This is a genomic window from Stenotrophomonas sp. 112478_Sma (assembly GCF_056479905.1).
In genome coordinates this window covers 2,865,086-2,890,862 of record NZ_CM151072.1, presented here as the reverse complement: position 1 = coordinate 2,890,862, position 25,777 = coordinate 2,865,086, and the positions used below count along the sequence as shown (strand labels likewise).

Annotated in this window: 22 protein-coding genes and 1 pseudogene; 13 read left to right on the top strand and 10 right to left on the bottom strand. The window is 66.6% G+C overall.

Translation table 11 applies throughout. The annotated features are described in order from the left end of the window. Genes ACZK08_RS13220 through ccmA form a run of 7 tightly spaced genes read right to left on the bottom strand, consistent with a single transcriptional unit; the run spans window position 1 to window position 5,412 of the window. Window positions 1-618: a DsbE family thiol:disulfide interchange protein gene (locus tag ACZK08_RS13220; RefSeq protein ID WP_065181942.1), complete on the bottom strand. Its 618-nt coding sequence runs from the start codon at window positions 616-618 to the stop codon at window positions 1-3. An 8-nt stretch (window positions 619-626) separates the two neighbouring features. Next, on the bottom strand, window positions 627-2,546 hold the full coding sequence (locus ACZK08_RS13215) for a heme lyase CcmF/NrfE family subunit (RefSeq protein ID WP_065181943.1): 1,920 nt from the start codon (window positions 2,544-2,546) through the stop codon (window positions 627-629). Then, on the bottom strand, window positions 2,547-3,023 hold the full coding sequence (gene ccmE / locus ACZK08_RS13210; RefSeq protein WP_053516868.1) for a cytochrome c maturation protein CcmE: 477 nt from the start codon (window positions 3,021-3,023) through the stop codon (window positions 2,547-2,549). Then, complete coding sequence (gene ccmD, locus ACZK08_RS13205) at window positions 3,020-3,208, bottom strand: heme exporter protein CcmD (protein ID WP_053516869.1); 189 nt, start codon at window positions 3,206-3,208, stop codon at window positions 3,020-3,022. The genes ccmE and ccmD overlap by 4 nt, the downstream gene beginning before the upstream one ends. After that, window positions 3,205-3,975 (bottom strand): heme ABC transporter permease CcmC, encoded by a 771-nt coding sequence (gene ccmC / locus ACZK08_RS13200; RefSeq protein ID WP_065181944.1) that lies wholly within the window; start codon window positions 3,973-3,975, stop codon window positions 3,205-3,207. The genes ccmD and ccmC overlap by 4 nt, the downstream gene beginning before the upstream one ends. Before the next feature lie 43 nt (window positions 3,976-4,018). Next, window positions 4,019-4,714: a heme exporter protein CcmB gene (gene ccmB, locus ACZK08_RS13195; protein ID WP_053516872.1), complete on the bottom strand. Its 696-nt coding sequence runs from the start codon at window positions 4,712-4,714 to the stop codon at window positions 4,019-4,021. Then, window positions 4,711-5,412, bottom strand: coding sequence for a heme ABC exporter ATP-binding protein CcmA (gene ccmA / locus ACZK08_RS13190; RefSeq protein ID WP_428992327.1), 702 nt, complete (start codon window positions 5,410-5,412; stop codon window positions 4,711-4,713). Before ccmA ends, ccmB begins: the two co-directional genes overlap by 4 nt. Before the next feature lie 143 nt (window positions 5,413-5,555). On the opposite strand from ccmA, the gene ACZK08_RS13185 reads away from it, so the two are divergent. The 3 genes from ACZK08_RS13185 (at window position 5,556) to ACZK08_RS13175 (ending at window position 8,065) form a co-directional block, all read left to right on the top strand. Further along, the gene (locus ACZK08_RS13185; RefSeq protein ID WP_065181945.1) at window positions 5,556-6,704 is read left to right on the top strand and encodes a pyridoxal phosphate-dependent aminotransferase; all 1,149 of its coding nucleotides are present in this window, start codon (window positions 5,556-5,558) and stop codon (window positions 6,702-6,704) included. 14 nt (window positions 6,705-6,718) lie between these two features. After that, window positions 6,719-7,525, top strand: a complete 807-nt coding sequence (locus ACZK08_RS13180) for an amidohydrolase (RefSeq protein WP_053516876.1) — start codon at window positions 6,719-6,721, stop codon at window positions 7,523-7,525. A gap of 105 nt (window positions 7,526-7,630) precedes the next feature. Further along, complete coding sequence (locus tag ACZK08_RS13175) at window positions 7,631-8,065, top strand: hypothetical protein (protein WP_065181946.1); 435 nt, start codon at window positions 7,631-7,633, stop codon at window positions 8,063-8,065. 79 nt (window positions 8,066-8,144) lie between these two features. Here the strand turns inward: ACZK08_RS13175 and ACZK08_RS13170 are convergent, their stop codons facing one another. From ACZK08_RS13170 to ACZK08_RS13160, 3 genes are read right to left on the bottom strand one after another with little or no spacing between them, the layout of a single operon-like run. Then, complete coding sequence (locus tag ACZK08_RS13170) at window positions 8,145-9,752, bottom strand: pseudouridine synthase (protein WP_053516879.1); 1,608 nt, start codon at window positions 9,750-9,752, stop codon at window positions 8,145-8,147. After that, on the bottom strand, window positions 9,745-10,617 hold the full coding sequence (gene scpB, locus ACZK08_RS13165) for an SMC-Scp complex subunit ScpB (RefSeq protein WP_053516880.1): 873 nt from the start codon (window positions 10,615-10,617) through the stop codon (window positions 9,745-9,747). Before scpB ends, ACZK08_RS13170 begins: the two co-directional genes overlap by 8 nt. Before the next feature lie 13 nt (window positions 10,618-10,630). After that, window positions 10,631-11,536: a segregation and condensation protein A gene (locus ACZK08_RS13160; RefSeq protein ID WP_053516881.1), complete on the bottom strand. Its 906-nt coding sequence runs from the start codon at window positions 11,534-11,536 to the stop codon at window positions 10,631-10,633. A gap of 359 nt (window positions 11,537-11,895) precedes the next feature. Here ACZK08_RS13160 and ACZK08_RS13155 point away from each other — a divergent pair, with 359 nt between their 5' ends. From ACZK08_RS13155 to ACZK08_RS13110, 10 genes and pseudogenes are all read left to right on the top strand, one after another. Further along, on the top strand, window positions 11,896-12,195 hold the full coding sequence (locus ACZK08_RS13155) for a YciI family protein (RefSeq protein WP_065181993.1): 300 nt from the start codon (window positions 11,896-11,898) through the stop codon (window positions 12,193-12,195). After that, window positions 12,192-12,467 carry a BolA family protein gene (locus ACZK08_RS13150; RefSeq protein WP_065181947.1) on the top strand — a complete coding sequence of 92 codons (276 nt, stop codon included), beginning with the start codon at window positions 12,192-12,194 and terminating at the stop codon, window positions 12,465-12,467. Before ACZK08_RS13155 ends, ACZK08_RS13150 begins: the two co-directional genes overlap by 4 nt. Before the next feature lie 148 nt (window positions 12,468-12,615). Continuing rightward, complete coding sequence (locus ACZK08_RS13145) at window positions 12,616-13,653, top strand: LacI family DNA-binding transcriptional regulator (protein ID WP_053516884.1); 1,038 nt, start codon at window positions 12,616-12,618, stop codon at window positions 13,651-13,653. 77 nt (window positions 13,654-13,730) lie between these two features. Then, window positions 13,731-16,787, top strand: a complete 3,057-nt coding sequence (locus ACZK08_RS13140; RefSeq protein ID WP_053516885.1) for a TonB-dependent receptor — start codon at window positions 13,731-13,733, stop codon at window positions 16,785-16,787. Window positions 16,788-16,964: 177 nt separating this feature from the next. After that, on the top strand, window positions 16,965-18,569 hold the full coding sequence (locus tag ACZK08_RS13135) for a glucoamylase family protein (protein WP_065181948.1): 1,605 nt from the start codon (window positions 16,965-16,967) through the stop codon (window positions 18,567-18,569). A gap of 25 nt (window positions 18,570-18,594) precedes the next feature. Then, the gene (locus ACZK08_RS13130; protein ID WP_065175484.1) at window positions 18,595-19,917 is read left to right on the top strand and encodes a sugar ABC transporter substrate-binding protein; all 1,323 of its coding nucleotides are present in this window, start codon (window positions 18,595-18,597) and stop codon (window positions 19,915-19,917) included. Next, a complete protein-coding gene (locus ACZK08_RS13125) occupies window positions 19,914-20,795 on the top strand; it encodes a carbohydrate ABC transporter permease (protein ID WP_065175483.1) in 882 nt (293 codons plus the stop codon). The genes ACZK08_RS13130 and ACZK08_RS13125 overlap by 4 nt, the downstream gene beginning before the upstream one ends. After that, complete coding sequence (locus ACZK08_RS13120) at window positions 20,792-21,628, top strand: carbohydrate ABC transporter permease (RefSeq protein ID WP_065181949.1); 837 nt, start codon at window positions 20,792-20,794, stop codon at window positions 21,626-21,628. Before ACZK08_RS13125 ends, ACZK08_RS13120 begins: the two co-directional genes overlap by 4 nt. Continuing rightward, window positions 21,625-24,792, top strand: a complete 3,168-nt coding sequence (locus ACZK08_RS13115; protein WP_065181950.1) for a discoidin domain-containing protein — start codon at window positions 21,625-21,627, stop codon at window positions 24,790-24,792. Before ACZK08_RS13120 ends, ACZK08_RS13115 begins: the two co-directional genes overlap by 4 nt. 2 nt (window positions 24,793-24,794) lie before the next feature. Beyond that, a pseudogene (locus ACZK08_RS13110) lies at window positions 24,795-25,680 on the top strand (endonuclease/exonuclease/phosphatase family protein). Window positions 25,681-25,777: the final 97 nt, after the last annotated feature.

The window sequence follows — 25,777 nt, the reverse complement described above, 5'->3', positions numbered from 1 at the left end:
CTACGGAGCAACGCGCTGCGAACCGGCCGCATCGTACTGAGCCTTCTCGATCTTCTCCAGCGCCGGGATCAGCTTCTCGTCGACCACCTTCTGCGTCATCGCTCCGCTGTACTTCCAGCGCACGATGCCGCTGCCGTCGACGAGGAAGGTCTCCGGCGCGGCCGTTACGCCCCAGTCGATCGCGGTACGGCCTTCGATGTCGCTGAGCACGACCATGAACGGATTGCCCAGCTGTTCCAGCCAGTGCAGGGCATCGGTGGGGTCGTCTTTCCAGTTGTAGCCGATCACGCGCACGCGCTTGCTCTCGGCGAAACGGGTCAGTACCGGGTGTTCCTCGCGGCAGGCCGCGCACCAGCTGCCCCAGACGTTCAGCAGATAGGGCGCACCGCGCAGTTCTTCGCTGCGCACGATCATCTGCGGATCGTGCAGCACCGGCAGCGCGAAGGCGGGGGCGGGCTTGTCGATGAGGGCCGAAGGCAGCACGTCGCGCTGCGGGTCGCCCGACTTCATCACGCCGTAGATCATCAACCCGAGCAGGCCGAAGAAGAACAGCACGCCGATAACGATGGCGACCGGCGGCAGCGGGCGGGAGGGGCGCGGGGCGGGGGACTCGGACATGGAAACTCCTACGGACGACGGAAGCGGCGGTCAGCGGCGGTGATGAATCCACCCAGGGCCATCAGCAGCGCGCCCAGCCAGATCCAGCGCACGAACGGTTTGATGTGGACGCGGACCGCCCATGCATTGTTGCCCAGCGGCTCACCCAATGCCACGTAGACATCACCGCCGATGCGCGCATCGATGCCGGCCTCGGTCATCACCTGGCCACCGCTGGCGTACTGCCGCTTCTCCGGATGCAGCAGGGCCAGTTCGCGGTCGTCGCGGAACACCCGCAGATGACCGCGGTCGGCAATGAAGTTGGGGCCCTCGCGGTGATCCACGCCTTCGAAGCGCACTTCGTGACCGCCGACCACGATCTGCTGGCCCGGTGCCAGCGCCACTTCGCGCTGCACGTTCAGCGCTTCCACCAGCAACGCGCCCGCCAGAAACACGGCGACGCCGGCATGGGCAACGATCATGCCGAGCATTTCGGCAGTAAAGCGGCCATTGCCACGCAACCGCTGCCAGACGAAGCGGGCGGTGCCCAGCGCGACCCAGGCCGCCGCGGCGACGCCGATGCCGGCTTTCCATCCGTTCTGCGGCGCCTGCCACCAGGCCAGCGCACCGAGCAGTACCGCCAGACCGAACCAGGGGGCGAGCAGGGCCATGGCGCGCGAAGGCTGGTCGCGCTGCCATTTCACCAGCGGGCCGAAGGGCAGCAGCAGCACCAACGGCGCCATCAACAGCAGGAACAGGCTGCCGAAGTAGGGTGGGCCGACCGAAATCTTGCCCAGCGCCAGCGCATCGGCCAGCAGCGGGTACAGCGTGCCGAGCAGGACCATCGCGCAGGCGGTGGCCAGCAGCAGGTTGTTGGCCAGCAGCAGCGTTTCGCGCGAGGTTGCGGTGAAGCCGCGGCGGGCATCATCGGCGTCGATGCTCAGCTGGCCCGCGCGCAGCGCGTACAGCAGCAGGCTTCCACCCACCAGCAGTGACAGGAACACGAGGATGAACAGGCCCCGCGAAGGATCGGCGGCGAACGAGTGCACGCTGGTCAGCACGCCGGAGCGCACCAGGAACGTGCCCAGCAGCGACAGCGCGAATGCGGCGATCGCCAGCAGCAGGGTCCAGCTGCCGAAGGTGCCGCGCTTCTCGGTGACCGCTTGGGAGTGGATCAGTGCGGCGCCGACCAGCCATGGCATGAAGCTGGCGTTCTCGACCGGATCCCAGAACCACCAGCCGCCCCAGCCCAGTTCGTAGTAGGCCCACCAGCTGCCCAGGGCGATGCCCAGGGTCAGGAACGCCCAGGCGACATTGGTCCATGGCCGCGTCCAGCGCAGCCAGCGTGCGTCCACGCGTCCCTCCAGCAGCGCGGCCACGGCGAAGGCGAACGGCACCGCGAAACCCACGTAGCCCAGGTACAGCATCGGCGGGTGGATGATCAGCCCCGGATCCTGCAGCAGCGGATTGAGGTCACGGCCCTCCAGCGGGGCCGGGTTCAAGCGCAGGAACGGGTTGGAGGTGAAGATCAGGAAGGCGAGGAAGCCCACGCTGACGATGCCCATCACCGCCAGCACGCGCGCCTGCACGTGCCGGGGCAGGTGCCGTGAGAACAGCGCGACCGCTCCAGTCCACAGCGCCAGCACCAGCGCCCACATCAGCAGCGAGCCTTCGTGCGCGCCCCACACCGCCGAGTAGCGGTAGATGAGTGGCAGCAGCGAGTTGGAGTTCTCGGCCACGTAGCGCACCGAGAAGTCCTGCTGCACGAAGGTGGCGGTCAGCACCGCGAATGCACCGGCCACCAGCAGCAGCTGCGCGTAAGCGGCCGGCCGTGCCACCGCCATCCACGCCGCGTTGCCGCGATGGGCGCCGGCCAGCGGCAGGCCGGCCAGCAGCAGCGACGCCAGCAGTGCGCACAGCAGCAGGATCTGACCCAGTTCGGGCAGCACTCAGCGGACCTCGGGTGCCGTCACCGGCACGTCGTGCTTGAGATGGGCCTGGCCCATCTTGTCGGCCACTTCCTTCGGCACGTACTGCTCGTCATGCTTGGCCAGCACTTCGTCGGCGATGAACACGGCATTCTGCAGCGCGCCATCCTGCAGGCGGCCGCTGGCGACCACGGCCGTGCCTTCGGCGAACATGTCCGGCAGGATGCGCGAGGTCGTCACCGCCAGCTGGGCATCGCCATCGGTGACCAGGAAGTGGGCTTCCAGCGAGCCGGGCGGGCGGTTGAAGGAACCCTTCACCACCATGCCGCCGAGGCGGAACCGAGATTGCGGCTCGACGTCGCCACGCAGCACTTCGGAGGGCGTGTACAGGTAAGCAATGTTGCGCTCCAGTGCCATCGCCACCAGCGCGGTGGCCAGGCCGGAAGCGAGCAGGGCCAGCAGGACCCAGGCCAGGCGGCGGCGTTGGACCGGTGTCATCGTTCCAGCTCCGTGGACAGCGACGGTGGGACATCCTGGGCGCTGGCACGTGCCTGCTGCCGCTGCTGCCGGGCCTGTGCCATGCGCCGGGCGGCGCGCAGGCGCAGCCAGGAACCGAGCGCGTCGGCGCAGAGCACCAGCACGAACACCGCGTACGCACCGATCACGTAGGGCAGGTGGCTCATTGCGGGTTCTCCGCAGCAGCCTGCGCGGCGTCGATGCGGCCACCGACCCAGGCCTTGCCGGCCTCGCGGTCGAGATTGTCGGCGCGCGCCTTGGCCAGCACCGAACCGGCGAACCAGAACTTGGTACCGATCACCATCCACCACAGCGGGGCGATCATCGCACTGTCGATGGCCGATTCACCGAACACGTTGATCGACTGGCGCTGGTGCAACCCACCCCACCAGTCCACGGAATAGCGGATCACCGGCAGCAGGCTGACGCCGACGATGGCCAGCAGGCCGGCCGCACGGGCGGCACTGCGGCGGTCCTCGATGGCGTGGTACAGGCCGATCACGCCCAGATACAGGAACAGCAGCACCAGTTCGCTGGTCATTCGCGGGTCCCAGTCCCACCAGGTCCCCCACGTGCCCTTGCCCCAGATGCTGCCGGTGAGCAGGGTGATCAGCGTGAACCCCGCGCCCATCGGCGCGCACGCCATGGCCAGGATCTCGCAGACCTTGATCCGCCAGATCAGGGCAATGGCGGCGTACAGCGCCATCAGCGCGAATACGAACAGGCTCATCCAGGCGCTGGGCACATGGATGTAGAGGATGCGGAAACTGTCCAGCTGCCGGGCTTCCGGCGGCACCACCAGCAATGCCTGCCAGATTCCGACAAGCAGGACCGGCACGGCCGCGAGGTAGAACACCCGCGACCAGCGGGCGGCGAAACGATCGAACGTGGGCGGAGAACCGAGTTGGTGGAACCAGCGGACAATCGGATTCATGCGTGACGGCTATCCAGCAGGGGTGGATTGGCTCTCAGCTCGATCAACTCAGAGAAATACGAATCGCAGCGGCAGTCGCCAGCGGTGCCAGCACCAGTGCCACCAGCAGGCCTGCACCCAGCATCAGCAGCGCGCCGACCGGATCCTGTCCACGGCTGGCTGCAGCCAGGCTGCCTGCACCGAAGACCAGCACCGGTACGTACAACGGCAACGACAGCAACGCCACGAGAATACCAGAGCGCCGGATGCCCACGGTCAGTGCAGCGACCACACCACCGATCAGGCTCAGCAACGGTGTTCCCAGCAGCAACGATGCCAGCAACATCGGCAGCTGGTCATGCGGCAGATGCAGCATTTCCGCCAGCAGCGGGCTCAGTACGATCAGTGGCAGGGCCGTGGTGGCCCAGTGCAGCAGCACCCGCACCAGCACCAGCCACGCCAGTGGCACCGGTGCCAGCAGCCATTGCTCCAGCGAGCCATCCTCCGCGTCGGAGCGGAACAGCGAATCCAGCGCAAGCTGCCCGGCCAGCAGCACCGCCAGCCACAGCACCGCACCAGCGGTCGCCGCCAGCGGCTGTGGATCGCGTCCCTGTGCCAGTGCGAACAGCACCACTACCAGCAGGGCGAACAGCAGCGGCTGCAACGCATCGCCGCGGCGGCGCCAGAGCAGGCGCAGGTCACGCCTGACCAGGGCGCGCGCGGTCTGCCACAGGCCCGGTTCGGTACCCGGGGCGATCATGCCGCACCGCCGAGGTCGAGCTGGCGGGTACGCACCGGTGGTGCGGCGTAGGCCCCATGGGTGGTGACCAGGGCGGCGCCACCTGCACGCAGGTGTGCCGAAATCATCCGGTTGACCAGGGTGATGCCCTCCAGGTCGAGGTTGGCGTAGGGCTCGTCGAGCAGCCACAGCGGGGCGGGCGAGAGCCAGATGCGGGCCAGCGCCAGCCGCCGCTTCTGTCCGGCCGACAGGTGCCTCACCAGGGTGTCCTCATACCCGGCCAGGCCGACGATGGCCAGCGCATTGCCCGGCATCTGCCGCGCCCGGCGCCCGTGCAGGCCGCACAGGAAGTGCAGGTTCTCCAGTGTGTCCAGGTCCGGCTTCAGCGCGGGAAGATGGCTGAGATAGGCGACGTAGCGCGCCCGTTCGGCGTTGCTGGCGGGCCTGCCGTCGATCCGCACCTGGCCGGCGCCGGGTCGCGCAAGGCCGGCGAGCACGCGCAGCAGGGTGGTCTTGCCGGCACCGTTGCCGCCCTGCACGAGCAGCGCCTCGCCAGCATCCACGTGGAAGTCCAGCGGGCCGAACACGGGCGCGTCATTGCGCGAGAAGCTCAGGCCGCTGGCGGCCAGCAATGCAGGGGTGTCCAAGGGGCAGGGATCTTCATGCCGGAGTGCGGCGGCAATTGTAGCGATGAAATCCGCCCGGTAGCGCCGGGCCACGCCCGGCGAGCGTCAAGCGCGGTATCCCGCTGAAAGGGCATGTGCAAACAGCCGCCCGGCATGACCCGTCACGACCGGCCCGCGCCGCAGGCCGGGTCCAGATTTCGTACACTTCCAGCCCTTGTTCCCATTAGCCCAGGCCGATGCAACCCACCACCAAGCTGCCCAAGGTCGGTACCACCATCTTCACCGTCATGTCCCAGCTCGCTGCCGAGCACGGTGCAGTCAATCTGGGCCAGGGGTTTCCGGATTTTTCCGCGCCGCAGCGCCTGATCGACGAAACCGCCAGGGCGATGGCGGCCGGCCTGAACCAGTATCCGCCGATGACCGGTGTGGCGCCGCTGCGCCAGGCCATCGCGCAGAAGTCACTGGACCTGTATGGCGCCCAGGTCGACCCGGACACCGAAATCACCGTCACCAGCGGCGCGACCGAGGCCATCTTCAACGCCATCCACGCCGTGGTGCGTGCCGGCGAGGAGGTGATCGTGCTGGACCCCGCATATGACTGCTACGAGCCGGCCATCGAGCTGGCCGGCGCAACCGCCGTGCACGTGCCGCTGGACCCGCAGACGTTCGCCGTGGACTGGGACCGCGTGCGTGCGGCCATCACGCCGCGCACCCGCATGCTGATGGTCAACACCCCGCACAACCCCTCCGGTGCGATGCTGGACGAGGCCGACATGCAGGCGCTGGCCGACGTGCTGCGTGGCACGCAGATCTACCTGATTTCCGATGAGGTGTACGAGCACATCATCTACGATGGCCGCCGCCACGAATCGGTGCTGCGCTACCCGGAACTGCGCGAGCGGACCTTCGTCATCTCCAGCTTCGGCAAGACCTACCACTGCACCGGCTGGAAGATCGGTTATGCGGTGGCGCCGCCGCTGCTGACCGCGGAATTCCGCAAGGTGCACCAGTACAACACCTTCACCAGCTTCGGCCCGGCCCAGTATGGCTTTGCCGCGATGATCCGCGACGAACCGGAGCACCACCTGGAACTGGGCGCGTTCTACCAGGCCAAGCGTGACCGCTTCCGCGAGCAGCTGGCCGGTACGCGGCTGAGGCCGCTGCCGGTGCCGGGCGGCTACTTCCAGCTGGTCGATTACTCGGCCATCAGCGATCTGCCCGACCATGAGTTCGTGAAGTGGCTGACCATCGAGAAGGGCGTCACCGCCATCCCGCTGTCGCCGTTCTACGAAACCGCACCGACCGGCCAGCGCCTGGTACGGCTGTGCTTCGCCAAGAACGAGGCGACCCTGGACGCGGCGATCGAACGCCTGCGCCTGCTGTGAGCGGAGTGACGACCATGCAGGATCTGCGCATTTCCCTCGTCCAGGGCGACACCCGCTGGCATGACCCGGCCGGCAACCGCGCCTACTATGGCGCGCTGCTGGCGCCGCTCGCCGGCACCACCGATCTGGTGATCCTGCCGGAGACCTTCACCAGTGGCTTCTCCAACGAGGCCATTGCCCAGGCTGAAGGCATGGATGGACCCACCGTCGCCTGGGTGCGTGAACAGGCCAGGGCCTTGAACGCGGCGGTGGTCGGCAGCGTGCAGCTGCGCGACGGCGCGGGCGTGTACAACCGGCTGCTGTTCGCGACCCCTGATGGTGGACTGCAGTACTACGACAAGCGCCACCTGTTCCGCTATGGCGGCGAGCACGAGCGCTATGCCGCCGGCCGCGACCGCCTCTGCGTGGAGTGGAAGGGCTGGCGCATCAATCCGCAGGTCTGCTACGACCTGCGGTTCCCGGTGTTCTGCCGCAACCGCTACAACGTGGAACGGCCCGAACAGCTGGATTTCGATCTGCAGATCTTCGTTGCCAACTGGCCCTCGGCGCGTGCCTACGCGTGGAAGACACTGCTGCGCGCACGCGCCATCGAGAACCTGTGCTTCGTCGCTGCGGTCAACCGTGTCGGCGTGGACGGCAACCAGCTGCACTATGCCGGCGACAGCGCCGTGCTGGATTTTCTCGGCCAGCCGCAGGTGGAGATCCGCGAGCGCGAGCAGGTGGTGACCACCACCATTTCGGCCGACGCGCTGGCGCTGCACCGTGCGCGCTTCCCGGCGATGCTCGATGCCGACGCCTTCCATCTGGACGTGCAGGCCTGAGCGAAGGGCTGAACGCTGCCCGCATCACCGCGCGCGCCTGCATTCACCCTGCACGCGCGCGCTGCTAGATTCGCCGGCAGTCCGAACGCTGTGGAAGTCCTGCCGATGAACAAGTCCCTTGCCCTGCTGCTGGCGCTGGCCGCCACCTCCCTGGCTCCGGCCGCGCATGCCGGTGGCAACCTCGACTGCCACCTGCGCTACAACCTGTCCGGCTGGTCGCTGATCTACAAGACGGCCTCGGGCAGCGGCACCGTCAGCTGCAGCAACGGTGCCAGTCTGCCGGTGCGCATCCAGATGAAGGGCGGTGGCCTGACCGTTGGCAAATCGAAGATCACCGACGGGCGCGGCAGCTTCACCGGCGCCGTCAGCGTGGATGAACTGCTCGGTACCTACGCGTCGGTGGGGGCTCATGCCGGTGCGGTGAAATCCAGCAATGCGCAGGTGATGACCAAGGGCGACATCTCGCTGGCGCTGTCCGGTACCGGCAAGGGCTGGGACCTGGGTGTGGACGGCACGGCCTTCACCATCAGCCGGCGTTGACCGGTTCCCGTCGCGGCGGCACCCGATAACGAAAAACCCCGGCCAATGCCGGGGTTTTTCATGTCAGGCGTGCTGCCGATCAGCCGCCGCGCGGGCCGCCGCGACGGGGGCCACCCGGGCCACGATTGCCGCCGGGGCCGCCCGCACCGCGGTTGCCCCCCGGACCGCCGGGGCCGCGATTGCCACCGGGGCCACCCGGGCCACGGTTGCCGCCGCCGGGACCGCGGCTGCCCGGACGAGCACCCTGCGCCGGCTTCGGGCTGCCATACGGATTGAAGCCCGGGTTGGCGTGGTCGGACGGGAAGCTCGGGGCGTTGCCCGGATGCCCGTACGGATGCTTGTTGCCCTGCGCGCCCTGGCTGCGGTTGCCCGCGCCGGGACGGCCCTGGCCACCGGCGCCACCGCGACCCTGGCCGCCTGCGGCGCCCGGACCCTTCGGCTTGCCATAAGGACGGCCCTGGCCGCCGCCCGGACCACGTGCGCCCGGACCGGCGTTGCGGTGGCCGCTCGGGCCGGTGCTGACGCCATCGGGCACGTACCAGGTGCGGAACGCAGCCGGATTGCCTTCCGGCAGCGAACGGTCATTCTTCGGCTTGCGCTGCTTGAACGGCTTCTGCGACTGCTTGGCCGCGGCCTCGCCGCTGACCGTGAGGCCGCCCTTGAAGCCGCCCCCCTTGCCGTTGCGTCCACGGCCACGGTCTTCGCGCAGGGTGTCGAAACGGCGCAGTTCGCGCCCTTCGTCGGCCGTGCTGTGGCCATTGACATAGGCGTTGCCACGGCCACCTTCACGCACGCGCACGGTGGTCTTGGCGGCGCGGCGCTGGCCGATCACCGGCTGCAGGGTGAGGGCCGACGGAGCGCCTTCTTCCAGCTTCAGTTCAGCACGCAGCGCTTCGACCTGGGCGCTCGGCAGCTCGACCGACTGGCCACGGGCCAGTTCGCGCGGCAGGCTGACCCGGCCGTAGCGGGTGCGCTTGAGGCGACTGACCTGGCAGCCCTGCGATTCCCACAGGCGGCGCACTTCGCGGTTGCGGCCTTCCTTGACCACGACGCGGAACCAGTCGTGCGAATCGGTACCGCCGATGCGTTCGATCTCGTCGAACTTGGCCGGGCCGTCTTCCAGCGCGACGCCACGGGCAAGGCGGTCGACGATGGCATCGGCCACCTTTTCCTGGCCTTCCGGTGCACGCACGCGGACCACGTACTCGCGCTCGACCTCGAAGGACGGGTGCATCATCGCGTTGGCCAGTTCACCGTCGGTGGTCGCCAGCAGCAGGCCGGTGGTGTTGATGTCGAGGCGACCGATCGCGATCCAGCGCGCGCCCTTCAGCGGCGGCAGCGATTCGAACACGGTCGGACGGCCTTCGGGGTCTTCGCGGGTGGTCACTTCGCCTTCCGGCTTGTTGTAGACCAGCACGCGCGAGGGTTCGGACAGCGCCGTGGCGACGAAGCCGCGGCCGTCCAGTTCGATCTTGTCGCCGCTCTTGACCGACATGCCGGTCTGCGCAACTTCACCGTTGACCTTGACCAGGCCTTCGGCGATGCGCTGTTCCAGCGCGCGGCGCGAGCCAAGGCCAGCCTGGGCCAGGACCTTGTGCAGGCGTTCTTCCAACTTGAACTGTTCGGAGGTGGCTTCGCGCTTGAGCGAGAGCTTGTTCAACGACAGCTTGCGAGGGGTGTCACTCATCAGTTTTGCTCCGGCCGACGGTTTCGAGGTCGGCCTCTGGTTCGGAATCGGCTTGGTCAACAGCCACGGTCGTCGTCGCGACGGCGTTGTCTTCGCGTTCGTTCACTGGCACCGCGCGCTCGCCCGGCGCGGAATCGGGGTGCCCATCATCGAGGGGCGAAGGTGCTTGCTCATCGGTGGCCGCCGCAGGGACTGCGTCGGCGGAATACGGGGTGTTGCCACCGGCCAGGCCGGCATCATCATTGGCGGCCCCGTCCGGCTCGGCCGAAACGTCGGGGCCGTCGGCGCTGGCGGCGGCCGGTGCATCGCGGTCCAGGGCCAGCTGTGGTTCCAGCTCGCCCAGGTCCTTCAACTCCGACAGCGGCGGCAGCTCATCCAGGCGCTTGAGGCCGAAGTAATCCAGGAAGCCCTTGGTGGTGCCGAACAGTGCCGGCTTGCCGGGCACGTCGCGGTGGCCGACGACGCGGATCCATTCGCGTTCTTCCAGTGCCTGGATGATGTTGCTGCTGACAGCGACGCCGCGCACCTGCTCGATCTCGCCGCGGGTGATCGGTTGCCGGTAGGCGATCAGCGCCAGCGTTTCCAGGGTGGCACGGGTGTAGCGGGTCTTGCGTTCGGTCCACAGCCGGCTGATCCAGCCATGCACCTCGCCGGTGACCTGGTAGCGGAAGCCGGAGGCGACCTCGACCAGTTCCACGCCGCGGCCTTCGCAGCCTTCGCGCAGGTGCTCCAGCGCACGTTCGATGCTGCCCGGCGGTGCTGGTTCCTCCTCCGGGAACAGGTCCTTCAGCTGGGCCAGGGTCAGCGGCTGGCTGGAGGCCAGCAGGGCACCTTCGACAATGCGGTTGATCAGCGGTTGATCCATCGGCAGGCAGCGCTCACTCGTTCTCGTTGGCGGCGTCGTTGTCGTCGAACTCGCTGCTGAACTGCAGCGGGGCATTGGTGTTGCCGGCCGCCAGCGACTTCACGTAGATCGCCGCCAGCGGTTCCTCCTGGACGATGTCCAGCAGTTGCTCCTTGGCCAGTTCCAGCACGGCCAGGAAGGTGACCAGCACGCCCAGCTTGCCTTCTTCAGCAGTGAACAGGCTTTCAAAACGGTAGAACCTGCCGTCTTCCATGCGGCCGAGCACTTCGCCCATCCGCTGCCTCACGCTCAGCGCCTCGCGCTTGATCGCGTGGCCGCTGAACAGCTCGGCGCGCTTGAGCACATCGTGCAGTGCCAGCAGCATCTCCTTCAGGTCCACCGGCGGCGGCAGTTTCACCGTGGCGCGTTCGGGCATGAAGGCATGGGCCACCGTGGTGTCCCGGTCCTGGCGGGGCAGGGCATCGATGTCCTCCGCCGCCTGCTTGAAACGTTCGTACTCCTGCAGCCGGCGCACCAGTTCGGCGCGCGGATCGGCTTCATCGCCTTCGTCGCTGACCGGGCGCGGCAGCAGCATGCGCGACTTCACCTCGGCCAGGATCGCTGCCATCACCAGATACTCGGCCGCCAGTTCGAAGCGCAGCTCGCGCATCACGGTGATGTACTCCACGTACTGCCGGGTGATCTCGGCCACGGGGATGTCCAGCACGTCCAGGTTCTGCCGGCGGATCAGGTACAGCAGCAGGTCCAGCGGACCTTCGAAGGCATCCAGGATGACTTCCAGTGCGTCCGGCGGGATGTACAGGTCCTGCGGGATCTGCAGGACCGGTTGCCCATGCACGACGGCCAGCGGCATTTCCTGCTGCTGGGGGGCGGGCGGCCGGGTTGGCGGGTTCGCGTCGAGCGCGAGTTCGGAAGTCATCTAATGGACATCAGGATTGCAACGGACCAGTCGCGGCACCCGGCGCCGCGCGTGCACCGCGGGCCCCAAGGCACCAGGCGCGCCTGTCTCGGCGCGATTCCACACATATCAAACAGCAGGACGCGCCGCAGGAGACGGCAGCGACGGGACTACGGGGAGGTCGTCTACGTGGCCTGCCCGGAAGCGGCAGGTCGGTCGTCGGGGGCTGCGTTGGCCGCAAAAACCGACGGGTTGCTGCATCCAGCCACGTGCAATGGACTCTAGGGTAAGCCTTTGCCGCGCCAGTGTCCAGCTGCGGCCAGGGCGAGGGGGCTTTGGCTAGAATCGGCGGACCCGACAACGCGAGCGAGGAAATGCCGGTGTGGTATGTGATTGAAGGCTATGACGGCCAGGACGTGCTGACGCAACGGCTGCAGGCCCGGCCGGAACACCTGGCGCGGCTGCACGCGCTGCGTGATGAGGGGAGACTGCTGCTGGCCGGCCCTTGTCCGGCGATCGACAGCGAAGATCCAGGCCCGGCGGGGTTCAGTGGTTCGGTGGTGATCGCCCGCTTCGGGTCGCTGCCGGAGGCGCAGGCCTGGGCCAATGCGGACCCCTATGTGGCCGCAGGTGTCTACGTAAGGCTGCAGGTGCGGCCCTTCCGCCAGGTGCTGCCGTGAACGCGGACCGGATCGAGCGAATCCGTGATGCGCTGCAGCAGGCGCTGGCCCCGAGCGTGCTCGAGATCGAGGACGACAGTCATCGTCATGCCGGCCACGCTGGCGCGCGCGATGGCCGTGGCCATTTCAACGTGCATGTGGTCAGCGAGCGCTTTACCGGCCTCGGCCCGCTGGCCCGCCACCGCGCGGTATACGCGGCGTTGGGCGCGATGATGGAGACCGACATCCACGCGCTGTCCATCCGCGCGCTGGCACCGTCAGAACAGGGCTGAGCCCTTGTCCCGCACTGTCATTGCCGGTCCGTGCGTGGACCGTCAGGGACAGATTTCCATGTCCATTTCAGGACATTCGTCTAACGGACAGTTTACAAGCCCAGATGGAAACGCTTACATTCCGCGCCAATGCTGGTAGGTCCAAGCCGTGGAGGGCGGCTTCGTGAACAAGGCAGCCATTACAATCAAGGATGTCGCACGTGAAGCCCGGGTCTCCGTGGCCACGGTTTCCCGCGCGCTCAACGGGCATGAAAATGTCGCCGAACCGGTCCGCCAGCTTGTGCTGGAGGTGGCCGCACGGCTGCGTTACACCCCGCACGCCGCCGCCCGCAGCCTGAGCAGCCGCCGCACCAACACGGTCGGCGTGGTGCTGCCGGACCTGTACGGCGAGTTCTTCTCCGAGCTGATGCGCGGCATCGACGGCGTTGCCCGCAGTCGCCGCCAGCATCTGCTGGTGTCCAGCTACCACGGCGACCAGGAGCAGCAGGGTGCTGCCCTGCGCGCCATGCGCGGGCGTGTCGATGGCCTGCTGGTGCTCTCGCCCTATGCGGAGAGCCCCGGCTTCCTGACCGACAACTTGCCGCAGTCGCTGCCCACCGTACTGATCAACACCTACCTGCCTGGGCAGGATCATCCGGTGTTGAGCATCGACGACCACGCGGGCGCAATGGCGATGACCCGTCATCTGCTCGATGCCGGTCACCGGCGCATCGCGTTCATTTCTGGCCCGGACCTCAACTTCGACGCGCGCGAGCGCCTGCGCGGCTTCCGTGACGCGCTGGCGGCTGCCGGCGGCAGCGCCGAAGGCATCGAGCTGCCCGGTGATTTCGACGAAGCTTCCGGCCATCGCGCCGGTCAGGAGTTGTTGGCAGCCGGCACGCTGCCCGATGCCGTGTTCGCCGCCAACGACATGATGGCACTTGGCTGCCTGTACGCCTTCGCGCAGGCAGGCGTCCATGTTCCGTCCGATGTCGCCCTGGCGGGTTTTGATGACATTCCGCTGGCACGTTTCGTTCACCCGTCGCTGACCACCATGCAGGTCAGCATCGCCGAGCTCGGCGATCGGGCGATGACGCGCCTGATGCAGTTGATGGACGGCACCTCCACGGAAGGGGCCGGGGACAAGCAGACCCTGGTACCCCGTCTCGTTGTTCGCGATTCCACCACTCCGCCATCCGGCCGTTGAAGCCGGAGGCGTTCCTTCTTTTTTGATTGATCGCAGGGGACCGCACACGCGGTCGCCACCACCCGGAGATTGAGTTGATGATGCATTCTACTATCCGCACGCCGGCGCGCCGGCTGCTGAGCACCGCACTGGTCAGCTGCCTGATGCTGGCCGCCGCCCCGAACGCCCTGGCGCAGTCGGCCAACGCCAGCCTGCGCGGCCAGGTTGCCGGCGCACAGGCCGGTTCGGAGGTCACCGCCACCAACGTTGCGACCGGCACCGTGCGCCGCGGCACCGTCCGCGCCGACGGCAGCTACTCGCTGATGGGCCTGGACCCGGGCACCTACGACGTGGTGGCCAACGGCCAGACCCAGAAGGTCACCGTGACCGTGGCCTCCACCGCCACCCTGAACTTCGCTGGCGCTGCCAGCAGTACCCCGGGTTCAACCGCGGCCACCAACCTGGACACCGTCAACGTCGTCGCGCCGACCCTGCTGCAGGAAGTGCGCACGTCCGAAGTCGGCAAGACCGTCAGCCTGCAGCAGATCCAGACCACTCCGCAGGTGTCGCGCAACTTCCTGGAGTTCGCCGATGCGGTGCCGGGCCTGATCTTCACCCGTGATGCGAAGGGCAACACCTCGCTGCGCGGCGGCGCCACCAATGCCGATGGCACCAACGTGTACATCGATGGCGTGGGCCAGAAGAGCTACGTCAAGGGCGGCGGTGTGGCCGGCCAGTCCGGCAGCGCCGGCAACCCCTTCCCGCAGCTGGCCATTGGCGAATACAAGGTCATCAGCGGCAACTACAAGGCCGAGTACGGCCAGGTCTCGAGCGCTGCGGTGACCGCCGCGACCAAGTCCGGCACCAACGAATTCAAGGGTGAGGCGTTCTATCGCTACACCGACGAGGACATGCGTGCCAAGACCCCGGCCGAACGCCAGGGCGGCAAGGACAAGCAGGTGTCGGCCGAGAAGGAATACGGCTTCGCGCTGGGCGGCCCGATCATCCAGGACAAGGCCCACTTCTTCGTGACCTACGAAGCCAAGCGCTTCGACCTGCCGGTCACCATCGCACCGGACGGTGCGGTCACCGGTGCCGCCGGTCTGCTGCCGCCCGCCGGCGCCGCCGGTCTCGGCCCGGCCAGCCAGCCGTTCCAGCAGGACCTGATCTTCGGCAAGATCGACTTCGAGCCGACCGACAACGATCGCATCGAGCTGACCTTCCAGGACCGCGACGAAACGCAGTCGCAGTTCAGTGGCCAGACCTCGCCGGAAGCCGGCCGTGAAGTGGTCAATACCGACCGTCGTTACGCGCTGCGCTGGAACCACAGCGGCGAGCGCTACTACAACGAATTGATGGTCACCCACGAAGATTCGTTCAACAACCCGACCCCGCTGACCCTGGCCAACGGCATCACCTACACCGCGCCGGACGGTCCTGAAGACCGCACGATCGTGAAGATCGGTGGCGCCTCGGCACTGGACTCGCAGGTGAAGGGCCAGAAGGGCTGGTCGATCGAAGACAACCTGACCCTGGATGGCATCCAGTGGGCTGGCGACCACACCATCAAGATGGGCGTGAAGTACAAGCAGATCGACCTGTACGCTTCCGATGCGGCGCAGATCAACCCAACCTTCACCTACACCCTGGGTGATCCGGACTTCCCGGATTCCATTCCGTACAAGGCGCAGTTCGTCAAGCCGGTGACCGGCGTGTCGGGCGTGTCCGGCGAAGTACGCTCCAAGTCCAAGCAGTACGGCGTGTTCATCCAGGACGACTGGCAGGTCAATGACCACCTGCAGCTGAACATCGGCCTGCGCTGGGACTACGAGAAGACCCCGTCCTACCTGGACTTCGTGACCCCGCAGCAGGTGGTCGATGCCATCTATTCGCAGGATCCGCGCGCACCCGCCGGCCAGACCTACGCCGATTCGCTGGCGCTGGGCGGCCTGGACATCAGCGACTACATCAGCAACGGTCACAACCGCAAGGCATTCAAGGATGCCTGGCAGCCGCGTCTGGGCTTCTCGTATGACATCAACGCCGACGAGCAGCATGTGATCCACGGTGGTGCCGGCCGTTCCTACGACCGCGACCTGTTCGACAACCTGCAGCTGGAGACCACCAAGCTGGCCCTGCCGCAGCCGACGATCTACTTCCGCAACCCGGCCACCGGGACCTGCATCAACGGTCAGGCCGCCTGCTACGACTGGAATCCGAACCTGCTCAACGGCATCGGCAACCTGCAGGCGCTGGTGGGATCGACCAGCAACGCCGGCCTGGAGGTCGACCTGCTGAACAACAAGCTGAAGGCGCCGTACTCGGATCAGTTCAGCCTGGGCATGAGCAACCAGATCGGTGACTGGCTGACCGATGCCACCATCGCCCGCACCCTGAGCTACGACGGCTTCGCCTTCACCCTGGGCAACCGTTACCCGACCGGCCAGTTCTTCGATGATCCGCGCCTGTGCGGCGGTACCGAGCCGGGCCTGAGCCAGGCCTGGAGCTGCAACGTGCCGGGCTTCGGCAGCCTGATCATCGGCCAGCAGGGCATCAAGACCCGTGCCACGCAGGTGCTGCTGTCGGCGCAGAAGCCGTTCACCAAGGAAAGCGGCTGGGGCACCTCGATCGCCTACACCTGGACCACCGCCCGCCACAACCGCGACATCAACGAGAAGTACGCCTTCGACCGTGGCCTGATCGGCGATTACCCGACCATCCGTTCCAACGGCGCTCCCCGTCACCGCCTGGTGGTGACCGGTTCGTACGCGGGCTTCTGGGGCATCACCTTCGGCGGCAAGATCACCCTGGCAACGCCGACGGCCGTCAACGACTGGTACCCCGTGCCGCAGGCCAGCGGCTACACCCTGCCGACCCCGCAGGCGGCCGTGCCCAACGCCAACGGCAAGTTCCTGGTGGGTGGCAAGATCTTCGGCTACCGCTCGGTCGACCTGCAGGCGACGAAGACGTTCAAGATGCCGGGTGATACCGAGCTGTACGCCCGCCTGGACATCATCAACGTGTTCGATTTCGACAACTTCTCCACCTACAACTACGTCAAGACCAACGGCAAGCTGCAGGCCAGCTACAACGAGACCGGTGACATCATCGGTACGCCCCGCCAGATCAAGGCGGAAGTGGGCTTCCGCTTCTAAGCGGGTACGCCTGCTGCAGGAGTCGATGCCGCCGGTTCGCCGGCGGCATCGGCAACTGCGATGATCGCGCTGTCAGGCCACGTTCCCGTGGCTTTTTTAAATGTGTGGTTTGTAAACGATTTCAGATCATTGGACGTTATGCTTTCCCATCGATCAGTCCACCGGAGGAACCGCGCCATGCAGGCACGCCACCTGTTGTCCGCCGCAGCGATGACCCTGGCCATCGCCGCCTGCAAGCCGGCCCAGCAGGAGCCCGCCAAACCCCGGCCGCCGGTGATCCTGATCGAGGCCGATGCACCGCCGCGGCCGATGAAGCCGGAACTGCCGCCGCTGTTCGATGACATTGAACGCCGCACCTTCCAGTTCTTCTGGGACACCACCAATGAAGTGAACGGCCTGACACCGGACCGCTATCCGTCACGCCCGTTCGCCAGCATCGCCTCGGTCGGCTTCGCGCTCACCGCCTATCCGATCGGCATCGAGAATGGCTGGGTCAGCCGCAACCAGGCGATCGACCGCACGCTGACGACGCTGAAATTCTTCCGTGACGTGCCCATGGGCCCGCAGCGCACCGGCAAGGCCGGCTACAAGGGCTTCTACTATCACTTCCTGGACATGCAGGAAGGCCGCCGTTACGACAGCTGGGTCGAACTGTCGTCGGTGGATACCGCGCTGCTGATGATGGGCGTGCTGTTCGCGCAGTCCTATTACGACGGCGATGATCCGCGCGAGAAGGAAATCCGGCAGATTGCCGATACCCTGTACAGGAAGATCGACTGGCCGTGGCTGCAGCAGCGCGCGCCGCTGATCTCGATGGGCTGGTTCCCCGAAAGCGGCTTCATCGACCACGACTGGATGGGCTACAACGAGGCGATGATGGTGTACATCCTTGCCCTCGGCTCGCCCACCCATCCGGTCAGCCCCGACGCATGGACGGTGTGGACCCGGACCTACGACAACGATTGGGGCGTCTACCAGGGCCAGGAATACCTGTCCTTCGGGCCACTGTTCGGCCACCAGTACAGCCATGTCTGGATCGATTTCCGCGATATCCAGGATGCCTACATGCGCGAGCGCGGCAGCACCTACTTCCTCAACAGCCGCTCGGCCGCGTTGGCCCAGCGCGAGTACGCCATCGCCAACCCGATGCAGTGGAAGGAGTACGGTGAGAACGTGTGGGGACTGACCGCCAGCGATGGTCCGCAGAACACCACCCAGGAATATCGCGGCGAGCAGCGCCAGTTCCGCCACTACTCCTCGCGCGGCGCCGGCCTGCGCGAGAACTTCGACGACGGCACCATCGCGCCGACCGCGGCGGTGGCCTCGATCGTGTTCGCCCCGGAGCAGGTCATTCCGGCCACGCTGGAGATGCACAAGCGCTTCGGCGATTACATCTATTCCAGCTACGGCTTCCTGGATTCGTTCAATCCCAGCTTCAGCTACGACATTCCGATCAAGACCGGGCGCCTGGTGCCGGATCGTGGCTGGGTCGCCAGCGACTACATCGCCATCGACCAGGGCCCGATCCTGACCATGATCGCCAATTACCGCAGCGACTTCGTGTGGGAAGTCATGAAGAAGAACCCCTACATCCGCAAGGGGCTGGAGCGCGCCGGATTCAGCGGCGGCTGGCTGGCCCCCGAGGGCTCGTTCCAGCCGCTGGAACTGCAGAAGGACGAGAAGGCTGCATCGGCGCGCGCGGTCGGCATCGCCGAGTCACGCGCGGCCGCCGCACAGGAACAGAAGAACAATGCCAACCGCACCACAGGCCAGGGAAAGTAACGCTGTGCAGAACTGGCTCCATCGCATGCGCCGCTGGGCGCTGCCGGCCCTGGCCGCGCTGGTCGTGGCGGGCTGCGCCCGTACCGAACCGGGCACCACCACCGTGCGCTTCTGGGCGATGGGGCGCGAAGCGGAAGTGGTCAGCGAACTGATCCACGAGTTCGAGGCCGAGAATCCCGGCATCAAGGTGGATGTGCAGAACATCCCATGGACCGCGGCGCACGAGAAGCTGCTCACCGCGTTCGCCGCCGATGGCCTGCCCGATGTCTGCCAGCTGGGCAACACCTGGGTTCCCGAATTCGCCGAGCTCGATGCGCTGACGCCGCTGCAACCGTTCGTGCAGCGCTCGGCGGTGGTCGACCCGAAGGATTACTTCCAGGGCATCTGGGATACCAACGTGATCCATGGCGAGCTGGTGGGCGTGCCGTGGTACGTCGATACCCGCCTGATCTATTACCGCAAGGACCTGCTGGCCAAGGCCGGTTACGACCACCCGCCGCGGACCTGGCAGGAGTGGAACGAACAGATGGCGGCGATCAAGCGCATGCAGGGGCCGAACCGCTATGCCGTGCTGATGCCGATCAACGAGTTCGAGCAGCAGCTGTCACTGGCGCTGCAGCAACCCGATCCGCTGCTGCGCGACGACGATACCCGTGGCAACTTCTCCAGCCCGGGCTTCCGCCGCACGCTGGCTTTCTACGCCAACATGTTCGAGCAGGGCTGGGCGCCGAAGATGTCCGAGACGCAGATCTCCAATGTCTGGGATGAATTCTTCCGCGGCTTCAACGTGTTCTACATCTCCGGCCCCTGGAACATCCGCGAGTTCAAGAAGCTGCAGCCGAAGGCGCTGGAAGGGCAGTGGGGCACCGCCGCGTTGCCGGGCCCGGATGGCCCCGGTGCGGGCATCGCCGGCGGTACCAGCCTGGTGATCTTCCGCAAATCGCAGCAGAAGCAAGCCTCCTGGAAGCTGATCGAGTTCCTGTCGCGCCCGGAAATCCAGGCCCGTTTCCATTCGATCATCGGTGATCTGCCGCCGCGTCGCAGTGCCTGGGATGCACCGTCCCTGGCCGGTGATCCGCTGGCGGCGGCGTTCCGCGACCAACTGGAGCGGGTCAGGCCGACGCCGAAGGTGCTTGAGTGGGAGCGCATCGTGCAGGAAATGCGCATCGTCACCGAAAAGGTGGTGCGCGGCGGGATGCCCCAGGACGACGCCGTGGCCGAGCTGGACCAGCGCGTGGACAAGGTGCTGGCCAAGCGTCGCTGGATGCATGAACAACAACGCCTGCAGGAGCGCGCGCCTTCGCCGACGCGCTCAAGCAGCACCCTGGCCGATGGGAGCGCGCAATGAAACGAACTTCGCTGGCCGGATGGATCTTCGCAGGCCCATCGCTGATCGTGCTGGGGGTGTTCTTCGGCCTGCCGGTCGCCTCGGCGCTGGCGCTCAGCGTCACCGACTTCGACCTGTACGCATTGGCCGACAGCAGCAACCTGCGTTTCGTCGGCCTCGGCAACTACATCGACCTGCTGCAGACGCCGATGTTCTGGAAGTCGCTGTGGAACACCAGCTACTTCGTGCTGATCGGTGTGCCGCTGTCGATCGGTGTGTCACTGGGCGCGGCGATGCTGCTGAACGCGCCTGCCGCGCGTTTCAAGGCGCTGTTCCGCACCGCGCTGTTCGCGCCGGTGGTGACCACGCTGGTGGCGGTGGCGGTGATCTGGCGCTACCTGTTCCATACCAGCTACGGCCTGGTCAACTACGGCCTGGGCCATCTGGGCATCAGCCCGATCGACTGGCTGGGCGATCCGAACTGGGCGATGCCCACCATCATGCTGTTCGCGGTGTGGAAGAACTTCGGCTACAACATGGTGATCTTCCTGGCCGGCCTGCAGGCGATCCCGCATGATCTGTACGAAGCGGCGCGGATCGACGGTGCCTCGCGCTGGAAGCAGTTCCTGCACATCACCCTGCCCATGCTCGGCCCGGTGCTGCTCGTGGTCGGAGTGATCACCGTCTCCGGCTACTTCCAGCTGTTCGCCGAGCCTTACGTGATGACGCGTGGCGACCCGCTGCAGAGCACGGTCAGCGTGCTGTATTTCATGTTCGAGGAAGGCTTCAAGTGGTGGAACCTGGGACGCGCCTCCGCGGTGGCATTCCTGCTGTTCCTGATCATCCTGGCGGTGACCACCGTGATGCTGCGCTTTGGCCGCAGGAGGCAGTTGGTATGAGTCGTGAAATCGGCCAGTCGCGCTGGCATCCGTGGTGGATCAACGGCGCGTTGCTGGTGCTGGCCCTGGTCAGCCTGGCGCCGCTGCTATGGATGGTCTCGGTCTCGTTCATGCCGCAGGGCGAGGCCAGCCATTTCCCGCCTCCGCTGTTGCCCTCGCAGGTGACCACCCACAACTACCACGAGCTGTTCGCGCGTACCGGCATGGGCGGCAATTTCGCCAACAGCCTGCTGGTGTCGCTGGCGATCACGCTGGGTTCGCTGCTGCTCAATACGATGGCCGGCTATGCGTTCGCCAAGCTGAATTTCGTTGGCCGTGAGCGCCTGTTCCAGATGTTGATGGCGGCGCTGGTCATTCCCGCCCAGGTGGCGATGCTGCCGCTGTTCCTGCTGATGAAGCAGCTGGGGCTGGTCAACAGCTTCGGTGGCGTGATCGTGCCGGCGCTGGCGAGCGTGTTCGGCATCTTCCTGGTGCGGCAGTACGCGCGGTCGATCCCGGACGAACTGCTGGAGGCCGCGCGCATCGACGGGGCAGGGGAGCTGCGCATCTTCTTCCAGATCGTGCTGCCGATGCTCAAGCCGGTGCTGGTGACCCTGGCGATCTTCACCTTCATGGGCGCATGGAACGATTTCATGTGGCCGCTGATCGTGTTGACCGATCAGGAGCACTACACTTTGCCGGTGGCCCTGGCCACCCTCTCGCGCGAACACATCATGGACGTGGAAATGATGATGGCCGGCGCGGTGGTTACCGTGGTTCCGGTGCTGGCACTGTTCCTGGTGCTGCAGCGGTACTACATCCAAGGATTGTTGCTGGGGAGCGTGAAGGGATGAAGGGTGCGATCGCCGTTGGACTGGGCCTGTTGTGGACCTCCCTGGCGATCGCCGCCCCTCCGGCGCTGCCGGCGCCGAAGGTGCTGGACGACTTCGACGATGTCAGTGCCTGGAAGCTGGTGCTGTCCGACCAGGTCAGCGGCTCGCTGCGCCCGGTCAGCGGCGCGGGTGGCGGCCGCGCGCTGTGCCTGGATTACGACTTCCACAACGTATCGGGCTACGTCGGCATCCGTCGCGCGCTGACGGTCGAGTATCCGGTCAACTACCGCTTCGGCTTCCAGCTGCGCGGTGATTCACCGGCCAATGATCTGCAGTTCAAGCTGATCGACGCCAGCGGTGACAACGTGTGGTGGGTCAACCGCGCCGGTTACAGTTTTCCCAGGTCGTGGACGCCGGTCGAGTACCGGCGTCGGCAGATCGACAAGGCGTGGGGGCCGTCGCCGGAGAAGGAAATGGCGCGCAGCGCCGCAGTCGAGTTCACGATCTACAGCAAGGTCGGCGGACGCGGCACGGTGTGCTTCGACAGACTGACCCTGCAGGGCCTTCCCGCGCGGGACGAATCGCCGCTGCGGCCGGAGGTGATTGCCGACACCGCCACGGCGCTGCAGGACCGGATGGTGGACGGCAAGAGCGATACCTTCTGGATCAGCGGTGGGGTGAAGCAGCAGACCATCAGCCTGGACCTGCACAAGAGCCGCGAGATCGGCGGCGCGGTGATCGACTGGCTGCCGGACCTGCAGGCGACCCGCTACACCGTGCGCACGTCCGTGGACGGACGCGACTGGCGCACGGCACGCGAAGTGACCGCCGGTGGGGGTGGCCGTGACTGGCTGGCGCTGCCGGATACCGATGCACGCTATGTGCGCTTCGACCTGCAGGCAGGTCCGAACTGGCGCTATGGCATCCGTGACATCACGCTCAAGCCGCTGGACTTCGCAGCCACGCCCAATGCATTCCTGTCGTCGGTTGCGGCTGACCTCCCACGCGGTGCGGTACCGCGCGCGTTCGTGGGCGAACAGCCGTACTGGACCCTGCTGGGTCTGGATGGCGGCCAGCAACAGGCGCTGATCAGCGAAGACGGTGCGCTGGAGCCTGCCAAGGGCAGCTTCAGCATCGAGCCGTTCGTCCGCCTGGATGGCAAGCTGATCGCCTGGAGTGATGTGGCCATCACCCAGTCGCTGCAGGATCGCTACCTGCCCATCGCCAATGTCGACTGGGTGCATGAGAAGGTGGGGCTGGCGGTCACCGGATTCGTGCAGGGCACGCCCGAGCGTGCGCAGCTGATCGGTCGCTACCGCCTGAGCAATCCGGACAAGGTGGCCCACGAGTACACGCTGGCGTTGGCCATCCGCCCCTGGCAGGTCAATCCGCCAACCCAGTTCCTCAACACCACCGGCGGCTTCAGCCGCATCGACAGCCTCGACGTCGGCGAGCAGCTGGTCCGCATCAATGGCGAGCCACGCATCTACCCGCTGCAGGTACCTGATGCGCGTTTTGCCACCTCTTTCGACGGCAAGCTCGATGCCATGCACCTCGCCTCGGGCAAGCTGCCGGCGACGACCACGGTGAAGGACAGCACTGGCATGGCGTCGGGCGCGCTGCTGTACACGATCACCCTGGAACCCGGGCAAAGCCGCGAAGTGGCGGTGGTACTGCCGCAGACCGGTGGCTGGGCGCCGCAGGCCGTGGACGTGGCAAAGGCGCAGCAGCAGGTTGCCGACATGTGGCGTGCCAAGCTCGGCGTGGTGTCGCTGCAGGTTCCGAAGGCGGGCCAGCCGATGGTCGACACGCTGCGCACCGCGGTAGCGCACATGCTGATCTCGCGCGTCGGGCCAAGCCTGCAGCCGGGCACGCGCTCGTATGCGCGCAGCTGGATCCGCGACGGCGCGATGATCTCCGAAGGGTTGCTGCGCATGGGCCGCAGCGACGCGGTGCGTGACTACCTCAACTGGTATGCGCCGTTCCAGTTCGAGAATGGCAAGGTGCCGTGCTGCGTCGACGCACGTGGCAGCGACCCGGTGCCGGAGAACGACAGCCATGGTGAGTTGATCTACAACATCGCCGAGTATGGCCGCTACACCGGCGACAGCACGTTCATGGAACTGATGTGGCCGCATGTGCAGGGGGCCTACCAGTACATGGAGCAGCTGCGTGCCAGCGAGCGCACCGAGGAGAACCGTGCACGCAACCCGGCCTTCTACGGGATGATGCCGGCCTCGATCAGCCACGAAGGTTACTCGGCCAAGCCGATGCATTCGTACTGGGACAACTTCTGGGCGCTGCGTGGCTACAAGGACGCTGCGCTGCTGGCGACGCAACTGGGAAAGGTGGAGGCGATGCATATCGCCGAGTCACGCGACCAGTTCCGCGACGACCTGCAGGCATCGCTGCTGTCGGCCATGCAGCAGCACAACATCGATTACCTGCCGGGCTCGGCGGAGCTGGGCGATTTCGACGCGACATCGACGACCATCGCACTGGCGCCCGGGGGCGAGCAGGGCCGGCTGCCGCAGCAGGCCCTGGAAGCAACCTTCGAGCGTTACTGGAAGGAATTCGTCGCGCGTCGCGATGGCAAGCGCGAATGGAAGGACTACACGCCGTATGAGTGGCGCAACGTCGCCGCCTTCGTGCGCCTGGGCTGGCGCGACCGCGCCTGGCAGGCGACCGAGTTCTTCTTCAAGGACCGTGCCCCGCAGGCATGGAACCAATGGGCGGAAGTGGTCTCGCGGACACCGCGCAAGCCGTTCTTCGTCGGCGACCTGCCGCATGCATGGGTCGCGTCGGATTTCGTGCGCTCGGCGCTGGACATGTTCGCCTATAGCCGCGACATGGATGAGTCACTGGTGCTGGCCGGCGGCGTTCCAACAGCCTGGCTGCAGGGTGACGGCATTGCGGTGCAGGGCCTGCGTACGCCGCAGGGGCAGTTGAACTATCGGCTGCGGCGCAGTGACAAGCTGCTGGTGCTGGAGGTGCAGCCCGGCCTGGTGCCACCGGCTGGAGGCGTCGTGCTTCCGTGGCCCTATGCGGGCGAACCGGGTGACGCCACCATCAATGGCGCGCCGGGTGAATGGATCGACCGCGAACTGCATGTGCACGAACTGCCGGCCCGCGTCGAGATCGAAGTGCCGGCGGCGGTGCGTCGCTCCGAGCGCAAGGGACAGTAAGCATGGGTAGGAAGGCATGGCGTGCGCGCGCGGCAGCGTGCGCACTAAGCATGGCGATCGCGCTGGCGCTGCCTGCCGCGGCGGTGGCGGACGTGCCACGGGCGGACGATGGGGACGCAGCCGCCCGCTCGCCTGGCATGGGCATGGTCACCTTCAACCTGCACCACGACCGCGAGGACTGGCCCAGCCGGCGTCGTACCATCCTGGCAGAACTCCAAGCGCCTGCAACCTGATGCGATCGCGCTGCAGGAAGTGATCCAGCGGCGCAACGTGCGCAACCAGGCGCAATGGCTCGCCAGCCAGCTGGGTTACCGATATGTGTTCGTGTCCACCGATCCGGTCGGCGCGCCCAAGCGCTACGGCAACGCACTGTTGACGCGACAGCCGATCCTCGCCCAGGGCGAGCACCTGCTGCTGCCGCTGGACGACTACCGCACCGTGGCGCACCTGCGCATCGAGGTGGAGGGCCGGCCAGTCAACCTCTATGCAACCCATCTCAATGAGCGCAGCGATGAAAGCGGCAAGCGCATCCGGCGGACGCAGGTGGAAGATCTGCTGCGCTTCATCGCCGCAACGTCGGATGGCGCGCCGGTGGTGATCGCAGGCGACTTCAACGCACTGGTCGATGCGGGTGACCTGAGCGAGCTGCGCAGCCACTATGGCGACAGCTATGGCAGCGTGCATGTGAACACCGACCTGGCGGCTGTCAGCACCCTCAACCGGCATTACTACCAGGCGCCCTCGCGGATCGATCACATCTTCTTCCAGCAGGATCAGCTGGTTGCACGGGAGGCCAGGCTTCTGTTCGACCAGCCGGATGACAGCGGGCGCTGGGCTTCGGATCATTACGGCGTCTGGACGCGATTGCAGTTCGCGCCGAAACCCTGAACAACGACCAAGCGGCCTATCCCCGGTCGGCACGATACAGCCCGATGCACAAACAGAAACGGCGGGGATCATCGATCCCCGCCGTTCTGCTGTCACC

Excerpts from the sequence above, each read along its gene's own strand:
- ccmC (WP_065181944.1), bottom strand. The coding sequence starts at position 3,975 with ATGAATCCGATTGTCCGCTGGTTCCACCAACTCGGTTCTCCGCCCACG.
- ACZK08_RS13180 (WP_053516876.1), top strand. The coding sequence starts at position 6,719 with ATGCAGGATCTGCGCATTTCCCTCGTCCAGGGCGACACCCGCTGGCAT.
- ACZK08_RS13120 (WP_065181949.1), top strand. The coding sequence starts at position 20,792 with ATGAGTCGTGAAATCGGCCAGTCGCGCTGGCATCCGTGGTGGATCAAC.
- ACZK08_RS13175 (WP_065181946.1), top strand. The coding sequence starts at position 7,631 with ATGAACAAGTCCCTTGCCCTGCTGCTGGCGCTGGCCGCCACCTCCCTG.
- ccmB (WP_053516872.1), bottom strand. The coding sequence starts at position 4,714 with ATGATCGCCCCGGGTACCGAACCGGGCCTGTGGCAGACCGCGCGCGCC.
- ACZK08_RS13185 (WP_065181945.1), top strand. The coding sequence starts at position 5,556 with ATGCAACCCACCACCAAGCTGCCCAAGGTCGGTACCACCATCTTCACC.
- ACZK08_RS13140 (WP_053516885.1), top strand. The coding sequence starts at position 13,731 with ATGATGCATTCTACTATCCGCACGCCGGCGCGCCGGCTGCTGAGCACC.
- ccmD (WP_053516869.1), bottom strand. The coding sequence starts at position 3,208 with ATGAGCCACCTGCCCTACGTGATCGGTGCGTACGCGGTGTTCGTGCTG.
- ACZK08_RS13160 (WP_053516881.1), bottom strand. The coding sequence starts at position 11,536 with ATGACTTCCGAACTCGCGCTCGACGCGAACCCGCCAACCCGGCCGCCC.
- ACZK08_RS13220 (WP_065181942.1), bottom strand. The coding sequence starts at position 618 with ATGTCCGAGTCCCCCGCCCCGCGCCCCTCCCGCCCGCTGCCGCCGGTC.
- ACZK08_RS13130 (WP_065175484.1), top strand. The coding sequence starts at position 18,595 with ATGCGCCGCTGGGCGCTGCCGGCCCTGGCCGCGCTGGTCGTGGCGGGC.
- ccmE (WP_053516868.1), bottom strand. The coding sequence starts at position 3,023 with ATGACACCGGTCCAACGCCGCCGCCTGGCCTGGGTCCTGCTGGCCCTG.
- ACZK08_RS13135 (WP_065181948.1), top strand. The coding sequence starts at position 16,965 with ATGCAGGCACGCCACCTGTTGTCCGCCGCAGCGATGACCCTGGCCATC.
- ACZK08_RS13170 (WP_053516879.1), bottom strand. The coding sequence starts at position 9,752 with ATGAGTGACACCCCTCGCAAGCTGTCGTTGAACAAGCTCTCGCTCAAG.
- scpB (WP_053516880.1), bottom strand. The coding sequence starts at position 10,617 with ATGGATCAACCGCTGATCAACCGCATTGTCGAAGGTGCCCTGCTGGCC.
- ACZK08_RS13125 (WP_065175483.1), top strand. The coding sequence starts at position 19,914 with ATGAAACGAACTTCGCTGGCCGGATGGATCTTCGCAGGCCCATCGCTG.
- ACZK08_RS13115 (WP_065181950.1), top strand. The coding sequence starts at position 21,625 with ATGAAGGGTGCGATCGCCGTTGGACTGGGCCTGTTGTGGACCTCCCTG.